Genomic DNA, 13,839 nt, shown 5'->3' on the forward strand with positions numbered 1-13,839 from the left:
GATGCGTTGGATGCTCCATCTGCTCGATGCCTGGGTGCGCCTTGCACCTCATTTGGCGCACCTGGCTCTCCAGGCCATGCATAGTTCACCGCTGACTTCGCAGGCTGCGCGCATGGGCGAGGTATCCTGACATGAGCCGACTGCCGCGACGTATCGAGAGCCCTCGGCTGTGGCTACGCCAGCTCGAGATCACCGATGCAGAGTCGTTGCATGCCGAGCTTGAGCGCTCTCGTGCGCATCTGGCGCCTTGGCTCGACTGGGTGAGAAAAGGTACTTCCCTGGGCGAGCGGGAGGCTTTCTGCCGCCATGCGCGCGATCTCTACGCTTGCGAGCGCAGTCTGACGGTCGGGCTGTGGCGAAAGGGTGATGAGCGGTTGGTCGGGGTGATGGACGCGCGCGACATCGATTGGAGTATTCCGAGTGCTGAAGTAGGCTATTGGGGGGCTGGTGAGAGCCAGGGAAAGGGGTATCTCAGCGAAGCGCTGCGCGCGCTCGCCAGCTGTTTGATCGAAGAGCTTCGCTTCGAGCGCCTGTGGCTCAGCTGCGATGCGCGAAATCTCGCCAGCCAAAGGGTGGCCGAGCGGTCGGGTTTCGAGCTCGAGGGGCGGCTGCGCCGACACCGTCGGAACGCTGACGGGAAGCTTGGCGATACGCTGCTCTACGCCCGGCTGCACTGAGCAAGCCGTCGCTCGATAGGGCATCCGGATTCGAGGGAAAGTCCCGACTCTGCGCGGCCAGTGCCCAGTCGTCATCGTTTCAGGGAGAGTCGAACGTTCCCATGTCCCGTTTTGCACCGCTTTCGTGGCTGCGCCTCAAGGGGCTGGCCTGCGCTTATCGCTATCGCGGTCCACGCTCGGACCATTTCGATGGAGAGCGTTTCTTCAACCACCCGCCGCTACCCGAACGTACACGCGAGGATTTCAAGCGCTGGCGCCAGGAGCGCAAGAACCACCTTCCGCGCTGGGATTGGCAGCCAGGACCGGAGCCGCCGTGTCGGCCCGTCGCCGAGGCGGGGGAGGACGAGATTCGGGTGACCCTGGTCAATCATTCGACCTTCCTGATCCAGCTGCCTGGCTTGAACCTGCTGACCGACCCGATCTGGTCCGAACGCGCCAGCCCCTTCACCTTTGCGGGCCCGAAGCGTTTCCATCCCCCTGGAGTGGCGCTCGAGGCGTTGCCGCGTATCGATGCGGTATTGCTCAGTCACAATCACTACGATCACTGTGACGTATGGACTTTGCGCCAGCTGGGGCGGCGATTTCCCAACATGAAATTGTTCACCGGGCTCGGTAATCGAAGGCTGTGTCGGGATGCGGGCGTCAGGGTGGTCGAAGAGCTCGATTGGTGGCAGCAGGCCGAGCTTGGCGGGAGTCGGCTGACCTTCGTTCCCGCACGTCATTGGGGTGCACGCTCGCTGTGGGACAGGCGCTGCGCGCTGTGGGGTGGCTTCGTGCTCGAGACTTCGCTCGGGAAGATATACTTCGCCGGCGATACTGGGTTCGGCGACGACTTCGCCAGGCTGCGACAGCGGTTCGGGCCGATGGCGGTGTCGCTGCTACCGATCGGTGCCTTTCGCCCGCAGTGGTTCATGCGCGATTTTCACATGGGTCCGGACGAGGCTTTGGAAGCGCATCATCAGCTCGGCAGCAAGCGCAGCCTTGCCTGCCACTTCGGCTGCTTCTCGCTCGCCGACGACGGCCAGTTCGAGCCGCAGCAGCGGCTCGAGGCCGCCCGGGAGGCGCGAGGGATCGATCCCGAGGCTTTCGTCGTGCCGAAGCCGGGAGAGACCCTGCGCTACTCCAGGCGTTCCCTCTCGGGGGAGCCCGAACTGGCCCTTTGAGTCCGGATATCGTAGAATCAGAAAAATTTGGCCTCGGGCAAAGGTGTGTGGCCCCGCAAAGGCGAATCGGGTCCCGGCTCTCTGGAGTCAAGGAATGCAAGGGTGCCGATACAGGACTGCACGGAAAGCGGGATGAAGCCTTCGGGATTCGTCCCGCTTTTTTACGCGCGGCAAGCTTTCATCCCTCACGCCGCCTCGAGGTGAACACCAGGATCCAACCACGCTCGGTTCGACCGCCGGCCGCGCTTCGCGGCGTAGCGGCGGTCTCTCTCGGCCGGGCGTCCATCTTGTCTTCGGGAGGACAGAGCCTTGATCAAACCCGCGATACTGGCATTGGCGGACGGCAGTGTGTTCCATGGCGTCTCCATCGGGGCCGATGGCCAGACCAGTGGGGAAGTCGTGTTCAACACGGCGATGACCGGCTATCAGGAGATTCTTACCGATCCCTCCTACCTGCGACAGATCGTCACCCTGACCTATCCCCACATAGGCAACACCGGGGTCAATGAGGAGGACGTCGAGTCCAGCAGGGTCTGTGCCTCGGGCTTGGTGATCCGCGACCTGCCGCGACTGGTCAGCAGCTTTCGCAGCCAGCAAGCGCTGGATGAGTACCTCCGTGCCCAGGGTATCGTCGGCATCGCCGATATCGATACGCGTCGCCTGACTCGCATCCTGCGCGACAAGGGCGCGCAGAACGGCGCCATTCTGGCTGGTCCCGCAGCCGAAGGCAGCGATGCGCCGGCGCGGGCTATCGAGCTGGCGCGCGAGTTCCCCGGTCTCAAGGGCATGGACCTCGCCCGGGTCGCATCGACTACCGAGCGGCTCGAGTGGCACGATGGCGAATGGGTGCTCGGCAAAGGCTACAGCGACTTCGAGCAGCGCGAACGCCCCTATCATGTGGTCGCCTACGACTATGGCACCAAGTACAACATCTTCCGTATGCTCACCGAGCGCAGTTGTCGGCTGACCATCGTTCCCGCCGAGACCTCCGCCGAGGAGGTGCTCGCGCTCGCGCCCGACGGTGTCTTCCTCTCCAACGGTCCTGGCGATCCCGAGCCATGCGACTACGCGATCGAGGCGATCGCGGCGCTGTGCGAGGCCAAGGTGCCGGTGTTCGGCATCTGTCTCGGCCATCAGCTGCTCGCGCTGGCGAGCGGAGCGAAGACGGTGAAGATGGGACACGGCCACCACGGTGCCAATCACCCGGTGCAGGATCTCGATACCGGCAAGGTGATGATCACCAGCCAGAACCATGGCTTTGCCGCCGACGAAGCGAGCCTGCCCGGCAATCTGCGCGCTACCCATCGCTCGCTGTTCGACGGCACGCTGCAGGGCATCGAACGTACCGATTGTCCTGCGTTCAGCTTCCAGGGGCATCCCGAAGCGAGCCCGGGTCCCCACGACGTGGCACCGCTGTTCGATCGCTTCATCGCGATGATGGCCGCGCACAAGGGCCACTGATACGCAGGGCCGCGCGACTACTCGCCGTGCGGTCGCATCACCTTCGAGAACTCGGGATCTTCCCGGGGAAGCAAAGCACATCGCGGATACCGTCATGCCAAAACGTACCGACATCCAGAGCATCCTGATCATCGGCGCCGGCCCGATCGTCATCGGCCAGGCGTGCGAATTCGACTATTCCGGCGCCCAGGCCTGCAAGGCGCTGCGCGAGGAAGGAATTCGCGTGATCCTGGTCAATTCCAACCCGGCGACGATCATGACCGACCCGGTGATGGCCGATGCGACCTACATCGAGCCGATCACCTGGCAGGTGGTCGAGCGGATCATCGAGAAGGAGCGCCCCGACGCGCTGCTGCCGACCATGGGCGGACAGACCGCGCTGAACTGCGCGCTGGATCTCGAGCGCCACGGCGTGCTGGACAAGTACGGTGTCGAGATGATCGGTGCCGACGCCGACACCATCGACAAGGCCGAGGACCGCGATCGCTTCGACAAGGCGATGCGCAGGATTGGCCTCGAGTGTCCGAAGGCCAAGATCGCCCATCACATGAGCGAGGCGTGGGAGATCCAGGCCGAGCTCGGTTTTCCCTGCATCATCCGGCCGTCCTTCACCATGGGCGGATCGGGCGGTGGGGTGGCCTACAATCGCGAGGAGTTCGAGGAGATCTGCCATCGCGGTTTCGAGCTCTCGCCGACCAAGGAGCTTTTGATCGACGAGTCGCTGCTCGGCTGGAAGGAGTACGAGATGGAGGTCGTTCGCGACAAGAACGACAACTGCATCATCGTCTGCTCGATCGAGAACTTCGACCCGATGGGCGTGCACACCGGCGATTCGATCACCGTCGCGCCGGCGCAGACGCTCACCGACAAGGAGTACCAGATCATGCGCAACGCATCGCTCGCGGTGCTGCGTGAGATCGGGGTCGAGACCGGCGGCTCCAACGTCCAGTTCGGTATCCATCCCGAAACCGGGCGGATGGTGGTGATCGAGATGAACCCTCGGGTCAGCCGCTCCTCCGCGCTGGCTTCCAAGGCGACTGGCTTCCCGATCGCCAAGATCGCGGCGAAGCTGGCGATCGGCTACACCCTCGACGAGCTTCAAAACGATATCACCGGCGGCGCCACCCCGGCGTCGTTCGAACCCTCGATCGACTACGTGGTGACCAAGATCCCGCGGTTCACCTTCGAGAAGTTCCCCCAGGCCAACGACCGGTTGACCACCCAGATGAAGTCGGTGGGTGAGGTGATGGCGATCGGGCGCACTTTCCAGGAGTCGCTGCAGAAGGCGCTGCGCGGCCTGGAGACCGGCGTCGATGGCCTCGATCCGAAGCTCACCCGCTTCGACCAGGCTGCGATGACGTTGATGCAGGGCGAGCTCCAGCGTCCTGGGCCCGATCGGATCTTCTACGTCGCCGATGCCTTCCGCGCAGGACTGTCGATCGATGAGATCTACGGCTTCACCAATATCGATCGCTGGTTCCTGGTCCAGATCGAGGAGCTGGTCGAGGCCGAGCGGCGCGTCGTCGATGCAGGCCTCGACGGGCTCGATGACAAGACGCTTTACCGGCTCAAGCGTGCAGGTTTCTCCGATGCTCGGCTGGCCACGCTGCTCGGGACCAAGGAAGGCGAAGTGCGCGCCCGGCGCCACGGTTTCGGCATTCACCCGGTCTACAAGCGGGTCGATACCTGCGCCGCCGAGTTCGCCACCTCGACCGCCTACATGTACTCCACCTACGAGGAGGAGTGCGAGGCGAATCCGAGCGACCGTCCCAAGATCATGGTGCTCGGCGGTGGCCCCAACCGGATCGGCCAGGGGATCGAGTTCGACTACTGCTGCGTTCATGCCGCGCTCGCGATGCGCGAGGACGGCTATGAGACGATCATGGTCAACTGCAACCCCGAGACCGTCTCCACCGACTACGACATCTCCGATCGGCTCTATTTCGAGCCGGTGACGCTCGAGGACGTGCTCGAAATCGTCGAGAAGGAGCGCCCGCAGGGGGTGATCGTGCAGTTCGGCGGCCAGACCCCGCTCAAGCTCGCCCGCGCCCTGGAGGCCGCCGGCGTGCCGATCATCGGCACCACGCCCGATGCCATCGATCGCGCCGAAGACCGCGAACGCTTCCAGCAGATGATCGACAAGCTCGGCTTGTTGCAGCCGCCGAACGCGACCGCGCGCAGCTTCGACGAGGCCTTCGACAAGGCTGAGAAAATCGGCTATCCGCTGGTGGTGCGCCCCTCCTATGTGCTCGGCGGCAGGGCGATGGAGATCGTCTACTCCGCCGAAGAGCTCGAGCGCTACATGACCCATGCGGTCAAGGTTTCCAACGACAGCCCAGTGCTGTTGGATCACTTCCTGTCGGCTGCGGTCGAGATCGATATCGACGCGGTCAGCGACGGCAAGCGAGTGGTGATCGGTGGGGTGATGCAGCATGTCGAGCAGGCGGGCGTGCACTCCGGCGACTCGGCCTGTTCGCTGCCGCCCTATTCGCTGCCCCAGTCGGTCCAGGACGAGATGCGCCATCAGGTCAAGCAGATGGCGGTCGAGCTCGGCGTGGTCGGGCTGATGAACGTCCAGCTCGCCTGGCAGGACGAGAAGATCTACATCATCGAGGTCAATCCGCGCGCCTCCCGCACCGTGCCGTTCGTCTCCAAGTGCATCGGTGTTTCGCTGGCGCAGATCGCAGCGCGCTGCATGGCGGGCAAGAGCCTCGAAGAGCAGGGCTTCGTCGAGGAGATCGTGCCGAAGTTCTTCAGCGTCAAGGAAGCGGTGTTCCCGTTCGCCAAGTTCCCGGGAGTCGACCCGATTCTCTCGCCGGAAATGAAGTCCACCGGCGAGGTGATGGGCAGCGGAAACACCTTCGCCGAAGCCTTCTACAAGGCCCAGCTCGGCGCCAACGAGCCTATTCCCAAGCTGGGTGGCGATAAGCCGCGAGTGGCATTCTTGTCGGTGCGCAATCCTGACAAGGTCGGCATTATCGAGGTGGGTCGCTCTCTGTTAACATTGGGTTTCGATCTGATCGCCACCCAAGGTACCGCCCTGGCGCTCGAAGCGGCCGGGCTACCCGTAAAGCTTGTCAACAAGGTGTCTGAAGGTCGTCCGCACATCGTCGATATGCTCAAGAACGGCGAAGTGGACTACATCGTCAACACCACCGAAGGTCGGCAAGCCATCAGTGATTCTTCCGAGATCCGCCGTACCGCACTCGCCAACAAGGTGCCCTACGCGACTACCCTCGCGGGGGCGCGCGCCGTTTGTCTGGCGCTCGAATACGGTGACCAGGTCAAGGTGCGGCGGCTTCAGGATATGCATGCAGGAGTGATGTGATGAACAAGGTGCCCATGACGGTCGAAGGCGAAAAGCGCCTTCGCGATGAGCTCACTCAGCTGAAAAGCGTCGAGCGGCCGAAGGTGATCAGCGACATCGCTGAAGCCCGCGAGCACGGTGATCTCAAGGAGAACGCCGAGTATCACGCTGCGCGCGAGCAGCAGGGCTTCATCGAAGGGCGTATCAAGGAGATCGAGGGCAAGCTGTCGAATGCCCAGGTGATCGATGTCGCCAAGATGCCGAAGAATGGCAAAGTGATCTTTGGTGTGACCGTCACTCTGCTCAACCTCGATACTGATGAGACCACCCGCTACCGGATCGTTGGCGAGGACGAGGCGGAGATCAAAGCCGGCAAGATCTCGGTCACCTCACCGATCGCGCGTGCGCTGATCGGCAAGGAGGAGGGGGATGTGGTGCTTGTGCGTACGCCCGGTGGCGACGTCGAGTACGAGATCAGCGAAGTCGAGCATATCTGACCCGGCCTCCAAGCCGTGGCAGACACCAACGCCCGCGAGTGCCCCTCGCGGGCGTTGGTGTCTGCGATGGGATAGAATTCCTCGCGTCGAAATATTAAGCCGATCGTCAGTTTCTTCCGGTAGCGCGGCCATTCCTGCAACCTCTTTGGCCGGTGAAAGGATCATCATCGAGGGAGCGACATGGAGTTTCTGCTGTATCTGGTGCTGGGGGCCTGCTCGGGAGTGCTGGCGGGGCTGTTCGGAGTCGGTGGTGGGCTGATCATCGTGCCGGTGTTGGTCTACAGCTTCGCCGCCCATGGCATGGACGCCAACATTCTCACCCACCTCGCGGTCGGCACTTCGCTGGCGACCATCGTATTCACCTCGATCAACTCGGTGCTGGGCCATCAGAAGAAGGGCGCCGTACGCTGGCACCTGGTGCTGTGGATGACGGTCGGGATCGTCTTCGGCTCGGTGCTCGGGGGGCTCACCGCGTCCTACATTTCAGGGCCGCGCCTGCAGACCATCATCGGGGTGTTCGCAATCTGCATGGCGATCCAGCTCGCTTTCAATCTCAAGCCCAAAGGGGGCGATGGCACTTTTGCCCAGCCGAGCAGGCTATGGCTGAACACGGCGGGAGTGGTGATCGGCTGGGCCTCGGCGATCTTCGGCATCGGTGGTGGCTCGCTGACCGTACCGCTACTGGCGTGGAAGAACCTGCCGATGCAGCAGGCGGTGGCGACATCCGCTGCCTGCGGCCTGCCGATCGCGATATTCGGCGCGCTGTCGTTCATGTACTTCGGATGGGGCGAGAGCGGGCTGCCGCAGTACAGCGTCGGCTTCGTCTACCTGCCTGCGGTGGTCGGCATCGCCTTGACCAGCATGGTCTTCGCCCGGTTCGGGGTCAGGCTGGCGCATCGGCTGTCGCAGACGATGCTGCGGCGCCTGTTCGCACTGCTGCTGTTCTGCGTTGGCTTGAGCTTCGTGATCTGAGCGGTGCGTGCCAGGGAAGGGTGAGAAGAATGGGCCGGCGGCGGCGCGCCGCCGGTGGCTCATTCGGATCTGCTGAAGCGCTGGACGTTGGAGAGCTTCGGCGAAGCCTTCGGGTTGCGGCGATACAGTAGCGCCATCTTGCCGATCTTCTGGATCAGCTCCGCGCCGCTGTGGGAGCATGCCGCGGCAATCTGGGCTTCGCGCTCTTCGCGGTCGTTGCTCATCAATTTGATCTTGATCAGTTCGTGATCGGCGAGTGCGCGTTCCAGCTCGTTGAGAGCGCCTTCGCTGAGGCCGTTCTCCGACACCTGAACCACCGGGTCGAGATGGTGGCCGATGCTGCGGAAGCTTTTCTTTTGAGCCGACGAGAGTGACATGATAGTTTGAATGGCCTGTGTTGGTACCTGAATGCTGACCGCGCAGTCTACCCCAAGCCTTGGACGTCGCGATAGCGTGATGTTCATGCAGCCATTCGCTGTTTTTCGTTCCCCCGCAAGACTCCCAGGTGACCCCTTGGCCCGTTCATCTTCCGGCGATGCCGGTGATTCCTCTTCTCCGAAGCGCAAGAACGCCGCCAGCCGATCGAGTGCCGGCTGGCTGAAGGAGCATTTCGACGACCCCTATGTGAAGCGCTCATGGGTCGATGGCTATCGTTCGCGAGCCAGCTACAAGCTGCTCGAGATCGATGATAAGGATCAACTGCTGAAGCCTGGCATGACCGTGGTCGATCTTGGCGCCGCCCCCGGTGGATGGAGCCAGGTCGTGGCCAAGCGGGTCGGAGCGCAGGGCGTGGTGATCGCTTCCGACATCCTCGACATGGAGCCGCTCGCTGGCGTCGAGTTCATTAAGGGTGACTTCACCGAGGAGGCGGTGCTCGATGCTATCTTGTCCGCCCTTGGTGGGCGCCGGGTTGGTGGGCGCCGGGTAGACATGGTGATCTCCGACATGGCGCCGAACATGAGTGGGCAGAACGCCATTGATCAGCCGGGTGCGATGTACCTGGTCGAGCTCGCGCTCGACCTGGCGCGACAGGTGCTGAAGCCGAATGGAGATTTTCTTGCCAAGGTGTTCCAAGGAGAAGGCTTCGAGGCTTATCTCAAGGAGCTGCGAGGCTCCTTCACCAAGGTCATCAGCCGCAAGCCGGCGGCTTCCCGTCCCCGTTCGCGTGAAATCTATCTGCTCGGTCGCGGTTTCAAAGGGTGAGCTTTCCTCCCAAGGCGAACGTGCGATACTTGCATAGAGAGGCCGTTGCCCCCATCTCGCTAGATATGCTGCACTTAGGCGTCATGCCGGTGTAGGGTGAAAGGGGCGTGCTCGATAGGCCGCAGAGGGTCAGGCGTGTCCGTCGGTCCCGGACGGTGGTTAAAGACTTAGCGTAGTGAGGGTGTCCCCTTGAACGACATGGCCAAGAACCTGATTCTCTGGTTGGTCATCGCAGCGGTCCTGCTGACGGTGTTCAACAATTTCAGCGTCGATTCCTCGCCGCAGTCGATGAACTATTCCCAGTTCGTCCAGCAGGTGCAGAACGACCAGATCCGGCGAGTCACTATCGACGGGTACGTGATCCGCGGTGAGCGCGGCGACGGCTCCAACTTCCAGACCATCCGCCCCGCGGCGGACGACCCGCGTCTGATGGACGACCTGCTCAGCCACAACGTGGTGGTCGAAGGGCGTGAGCCCCAGGAGCAGAGCATCTGGTCGCGGCTGCTGATCGCCAGTTTCCCGATCCTGATCATCCTCGCCATCTTCCTGTTCTTCATGCGCCAGATGCAGGGCGGCGCAGGCGGCAAGGGCGGTCCGATGAGCTTCGGCAAGTCGAAGGCCAAGCTGCTCTCGCAGGATCAGATCAAGACCACTTTCAAGGACGTCGCCGGCTGCGACGAAGCCAAGGAGGAGGTCGAGGAGGTCGTCGACTTCCTTCGCGATCCCACCAAGTTCCAGCGCCTAGGCGGCAAGATCCCGCGCGGGCTTCTGATGGTGGGGCCGCCCGGTACTGGTAAGACGCTGCTCGCCAAGGCGATCGCCGGCGAGGCGAAGGTGCCGTTTTTCAGTATTTCCGGTTCCGACTTCGTCGAGATGTTCGTCGGCGTCGGTGCCTCTCGCGTGCGCGACATGTTCGAACAGGCCAAGAAGCAGGCGCCCTGTATCATCTTCATCGACGAGATCGATGCGGTCGGCCGCTCGCGTGGCTCCGGCATGGGAGGGGGCGGCCATGACGAGCGTGAGCAGACGCTCAACCAGCTGCTGGTGGAAATGGACGGGTTCGAGGCCAACGACGGCACCATCGTCATCGCCGCGACCAACCGTCCGGACGTCCTCGACCCCGCGCTGTTGCGCCCAGGGCGCTTCGACCGCCAGGTGACCGTTGGCCTGCCCGACATCCGTGGCCGTGAGCACATCCTCAAGGTCCACCTGCGCAAGGTGCCGCTGGCCGATGACGTGCGTCCCGAGCTGATCGCCCGCGGTACGCCCGGCTTCTCCGGCGCCGAGCTCGCCAACGTGGTCAACGAGGCGGCGCTGTTCGCCGCGCGGCGCAACCTTCGCGTGGTGGGTATGCGAGAGCTCGAGGAAGCCAAGGACAAGATCATGATGGGTGCCGAGCGGCGCTCGATGGTGATGTCCGAGAAAGAGAAGAGCAACACCGCTTATCACGAAGCGGGTCACGCGATCATCGGCCTGCTGGTGCCCGAGCACGACCCGGTCTACAAGGTCACCATCATCCCGCGCGGTCGTGCGCTCGGAGTGACCATGTTCCTGCCCAACGAGGATCGCTACAGCTATTCTCGCCAGCAGTTGATCAGCCAGATCTGCTCGCTGTTCGGTGGACGCATTGCCGAGGAGATGACGCTGGGTCCGAACGGTGTCACCACCGGGGCTTCGAACGATATCAAGCGCGCCACTGAGATCGCCCACAGCATGGTTGCCAAGTGGGGGCTTTCGGCCGAAATGGGGCCTTTGATGTACGACGAGGACGAGTCCCACCAGTTCCTCGGCGGGCCGGGTGCGAGCGGTTCTAAGTTCAGCTCCGGCGAGACCTCGACCAAGCTCGATCGCGAGGTTCGCAAGATCATCGATGAGTGCTATGCCAGGGCCAAGCAGATCCTCCATGACAATCGGGACAAGCTGGATCTGATGGCGGAGGCGTTGATTCACTATGAAACCATCGACGCCGATCAGATCAGGGAAATCATGGAAGGTCGCTTCCCTTCGCCGCCCAAGGGCGACAATAGCGGTGGGCCGAGCGGCGGTGCCGTGGTCGAGAGTGACGGAAAGGCAGAGGGTGCCCCGCCGAGCGAAAGCGGCGACGATCGCCCCCGTCCTGGTGACCCGGTCGGTGGCCCGGCGAACTGAGCCACCGTCCCAATCGCTGGAAGTCGCGTCCGCCTGCTCGGTGGTCGCGGCTTTTCACCTTAGGTTTCCCTCCATTCCCCGCATTCTCTCCTGATCAAATGAAAAGCTATTTCTCTCCTTCCGTTCTCGATTGTGCCGGGCGCTCGCTGGATCTCTCCAGGCCTCGGGTCATGGGCATCCTCAACGTCACGCCTGACTCTTTCTCCGATGGCGGCAAGCACCTCGGACTCGATGCTGCGCTGAGACACGCGCAGCGGATGATCGAAGAGGGAGCTTCGCTGATCGACATCGGCGGTGAGTCGACTCGTCCCGGCGCTGCTCCGGTGAGTCTCGAGGAGGAGTTGGATCGGGTCGCGCCAGTGGTCGAGGCCCTGGTGCGGGAGTTCGAGGTGGTGGTTTCGTTGGATACCAGCTCGGCCGGTGTGATCAGCGAGTGCGGCAGGCTAGGTGCTGGGATGATCAACGATGTGCGCTCCCTGACTCGTCCTGGCGCGCTCGAGGCCGCATGCGCGAGCTCGATGGCGATTTGCCTGATGCACATGAACGGTGAGCCCACCGTGATGCAGTTGGATCCGAGCTACGATCAGGCGATCGAGCTAGAGGTCGGTGGCTTTTTGCGCCAGCGCGTCGACGACTGCGTGGCGGCCGGGATCGATCGCGAGCGGATGGTGATCGATCCGGGCTTCGGTTTCGGCAAGCTGCCCGAGCACAATCTTCGACTAATGGCCGAGATGGCCGGGCTGGTCGAACTGGGGCTGCCGATCTTGGTCGGCACCTCGCGCAAGAGTATGATTGGCGCGGCTCTCGCCGATGCTCAGGGGGTGCCTCGAGCGCTTGGTGAGAAGGGCGAGGGCAGGCTTTACGGCGGCCTTGCGTTGACTGCGATGGCGGTCGAGCGAGGCGCTCGAATCATTCGAACTCACGACGTGGCGGCGACCTGGGATGTGGTCGAGATGACCTGGGCGGTGCTGCGTGAGGGAAAGGCATAATGGACACAGCGGTCGAGCCTGCGAGCTCGGATGCGTCGCGGCAGCGCAAGTATTTCGGAACCGACGGCATTCGCGGGACCGTGGGCAAGCCACCGATCACTGCGGACTTCATGCTCAAGCTTGGATGGGCGGCGGGCAGGGTGCTCGCGCGCAGGCAGAAGACACGGGTGATCATCGGCAAAGATACTCGGATCTCGGGCTACATGTTCGAAGCCGCGCTTGAAGCCGGCTTTTCGGCAGCGGGCGTGGACGTGATGCTGCTCGGGCCGATGCCGACCCCCGGTATCGCCTACATGACCCAGACTTTTCGCGCCGACGCCGGTGTGGTCATCAGTGCCTCGCACAATCCCTTCCAGGACAACGGCATCAAGTTCTTCTCGGCGGCGGGCACCAAGCTGGGCGATGCCATCGAATTCGAGATCGAGCAGGAGCTCACCCAGCCGCTGGTCACCGTGGACTCCGAACATCTGGGCAAGGCGGTTCGCATCGACGATGCCGCTGCGCGCTACATAGAGTTCTGCAAATCGACCGTGCCGGGGCGTTTCACCCTGCATGGGCTCAAAGTGGTGCTCGACTGCGCCAACGGGGCGACCTATCACATCGCGCCCAGCGTATTTCGCGAGCTCGGCGCCACCGTCACTGTGATCGGCGCCTCTCCCGATGGCCTCAACATCAACCGTAACGTCGGCTCGACCCATACCGTGGCGCTGCGAGCCAAGGTGATCGAGACCGGTGCCGACATCGGTATCGCTTTCGATGGCGATGGCGATCGAGTGATCCTGATCGACGCCAAGGGGCGCGAGGTCGATGGCGACGATATCCTTTACCTGATCGGTAGCGATCGCCATCGGCGCGGCGTGCTTGGCGGCGGTGTGGTCGGTACGGTGATGAGCAATCTTGGACTTGCCCAGGCGTTCGAGCGCCAGGGGATACCCTTCGAACGGGCCAAGGTCGGCGATCGCTATGTGATCGAGCGGCTCGACGCATTGGGTTGGCAGCTTGGCGGCGAATCCTCTGGGCACATCGTCTGTGGACACGTGCAGACCACGGGTGATGGCATCGTCGCCGCCTTGCAAGTGCTGGCGATCATGATGCGCGAAGCTCGCTCTCTCGAAGCGCTGCTGGCGGGTTATGAAAAAGCGCCGCAGACGCTGGTCAACGTACGCATCGGTGCCGATGCTGACCGCGGCGCGCTGCTCGAGGACGCCGGAGTCGTTGAAACCCTGCGTGCGGTCGAAGCTGAGCTTGGCAGCGACGGTCGTGTGCTGCTGCGCCCCTCGGGCACCGAACCGCTGATCCGAGTGATGGTCGAGGCTCATCCGCGCTTCGATGTCGAACGATTGGCTGGCCGGATCGCGGCCAGCATCGAGCGCTGCGTGCAGGATTGACATTGGCGATAGGCGGCGAGTCGAGTTGTATTGC

The 13,839-nt window shown here is 63.1% G+C and carries 11 protein-coding genes; 10 read left to right on the top strand and 1 reads right to left on the bottom strand.

The window, feature by feature from the left end; all coding sequences use genetic code 11:
* Positions 1 to 131: 131 nt before the first annotated feature.
* The 6 genes from Q376_RS23960 (at position 132) to Q376_RS0106200 (ending at position 8,077) form a co-directional block, all read left to right on the top strand.
* On the top strand, positions 132 to 677 hold the full coding sequence (locus tag Q376_RS23960; protein WP_052364995.1) for a GNAT family N-acetyltransferase: 546 nt from the start codon (positions 132 to 134) through the stop codon (positions 675 to 677).
* A gap of 101 nt (positions 678 to 778) precedes the next feature.
* Entirely contained in the window at positions 779 to 1,840 is a 1,062-nt protein-coding gene (locus Q376_RS0106180) for an MBL fold metallo-hydrolase (protein ID WP_027349585.1), read from the top strand.
* 309 nt (positions 1,841 to 2,149) lie between these two features.
* Positions 2,150 to 3,301: a glutamine-hydrolyzing carbamoyl-phosphate synthase small subunit gene (carA, locus tag Q376_RS0106185; protein WP_027349586.1), complete on the top strand. Its 1,152-nt coding sequence runs from the start codon at positions 2,150 to 2,152 to the stop codon at positions 3,299 to 3,301.
* Positions 3,302 to 3,395: 94 nt separating this feature from the next.
* Positions 3,396 to 6,629: a carbamoyl-phosphate synthase large subunit gene (gene carB, locus Q376_RS0106190; protein ID WP_027349587.1), complete on the top strand. Its 3,234-nt coding sequence runs from the start codon at positions 3,396 to 3,398 to the stop codon at positions 6,627 to 6,629.
* On the top strand, positions 6,629 to 7,105 hold the full coding sequence (gene greA, locus Q376_RS0106195; protein WP_027349588.1) for a transcription elongation factor GreA: 477 nt from the start codon (positions 6,629 to 6,631) through the stop codon (positions 7,103 to 7,105). The genes carB and greA overlap by 1 nt, the downstream gene beginning before the upstream one ends.
* 180 nt (positions 7,106 to 7,285) lie before the next feature.
* Positions 7,286 to 8,077 carry a sulfite exporter TauE/SafE family protein gene (locus Q376_RS0106200; RefSeq protein ID WP_027349589.1) on the top strand — a complete coding sequence of 264 codons (792 nt, stop codon included), beginning with the start codon at positions 7,286 to 7,288 and terminating at the stop codon, positions 8,075 to 8,077.
* Positions 8,078 to 8,136: 59 nt separating this feature from the next.
* Here the strand turns inward: Q376_RS0106200 and Q376_RS0106205 are convergent, their stop codons facing one another.
* A complete protein-coding gene (locus tag Q376_RS0106205; RefSeq protein ID WP_027349590.1) occupies positions 8,137 to 8,454 on the bottom strand; it encodes a YhbY family RNA-binding protein in 318 nt (105 codons plus the stop codon).
* A gap of 136 nt (positions 8,455 to 8,590) precedes the next feature.
* On the opposite strand from Q376_RS0106205, the gene rlmE reads away from it, so the two are divergent.
* The 4 genes from rlmE to glmM all read left to right on the top strand — a co-directional run bounded on the left by rlmE (position 8,591) and on the right by glmM (position 13,805).
* Positions 8,591 to 9,280 (top strand): 23S rRNA (uridine(2552)-2'-O)-methyltransferase RlmE, encoded by a 690-nt coding sequence (gene rlmE / locus Q376_RS0106210; protein ID WP_052364996.1) that lies wholly within the window; start codon positions 8,591 to 8,593, stop codon positions 9,278 to 9,280.
* Between the two features lie 189 nt (positions 9,281 to 9,469).
* Positions 9,470 to 11,428 (top strand): ATP-dependent zinc metalloprotease FtsH, encoded by a 1,959-nt coding sequence (gene ftsH / locus Q376_RS0106215; RefSeq protein ID WP_027349592.1) that lies wholly within the window; start codon positions 9,470 to 9,472, stop codon positions 11,426 to 11,428.
* Positions 11,429 to 11,598: 170 nt separating this feature from the next.
* Entirely contained in the window at positions 11,599 to 12,417 is an 819-nt protein-coding gene (gene folP, locus Q376_RS0106220) for a dihydropteroate synthase (RefSeq protein ID WP_027349593.1), read from the top strand.
* On the top strand, positions 12,417 to 13,805 hold the full coding sequence (gene glmM / locus Q376_RS0106225; RefSeq protein WP_052364997.1) for a phosphoglucosamine mutase: 1,389 nt from the start codon (positions 12,417 to 12,419) through the stop codon (positions 13,803 to 13,805). Before folP ends, glmM begins: the two co-directional genes overlap by 1 nt.
* Positions 13,806 to 13,839: the final 34 nt, after the last annotated feature.

Source organism: Halotalea alkalilenta DSM 17697 (assembly GCF_000621205.1).
In the GTDB taxonomy this organism is placed as follows: Bacteria; Pseudomonadota; Gammaproteobacteria; order Pseudomonadales; family Halomonadaceae; genus Halotalea; species Halotalea alkalilenta.

Bases quoted from the DNA above. Each gene is read 5' to 3' on its own strand.
- Q376_RS0106200 (WP_027349589.1), top strand. From the start codon at position 7,286: ATGGAGTTTCTGCTGTATCTGGTGCTGGGGGCCTGCTCGGGAGTGCTG.
- carB (WP_027349587.1), top strand. From the start codon at position 3,396: ATGCCAAAACGTACCGACATCCAGAGCATCCTGATCATCGGCGCCGGC.
- Q376_RS23960 (WP_052364995.1), top strand. From the start codon at position 132: ATGAGCCGACTGCCGCGACGTATCGAGAGCCCTCGGCTGTGGCTACGC.
- Q376_RS0106180 (WP_027349585.1), top strand. From the start codon at position 779: ATGTCCCGTTTTGCACCGCTTTCGTGGCTGCGCCTCAAGGGGCTGGCC.
- greA (WP_027349588.1), top strand. From the start codon at position 6,629: ATGAACAAGGTGCCCATGACGGTCGAAGGCGAAAAGCGCCTTCGCGAT.
- folP (WP_027349593.1), top strand. From the start codon at position 11,599: ATGGGCATCCTCAACGTCACGCCTGACTCTTTCTCCGATGGCGGCAAG.
- glmM (WP_052364997.1), top strand. From the start codon at position 12,417: ATGGACACAGCGGTCGAGCCTGCGAGCTCGGATGCGTCGCGGCAGCGC.
- Q376_RS0106205 (WP_027349590.1), bottom strand. From the start codon at position 8,454: ATGTCACTCTCGTCGGCTCAAAAGAAAAGCTTCCGCAGCATCGGCCAC.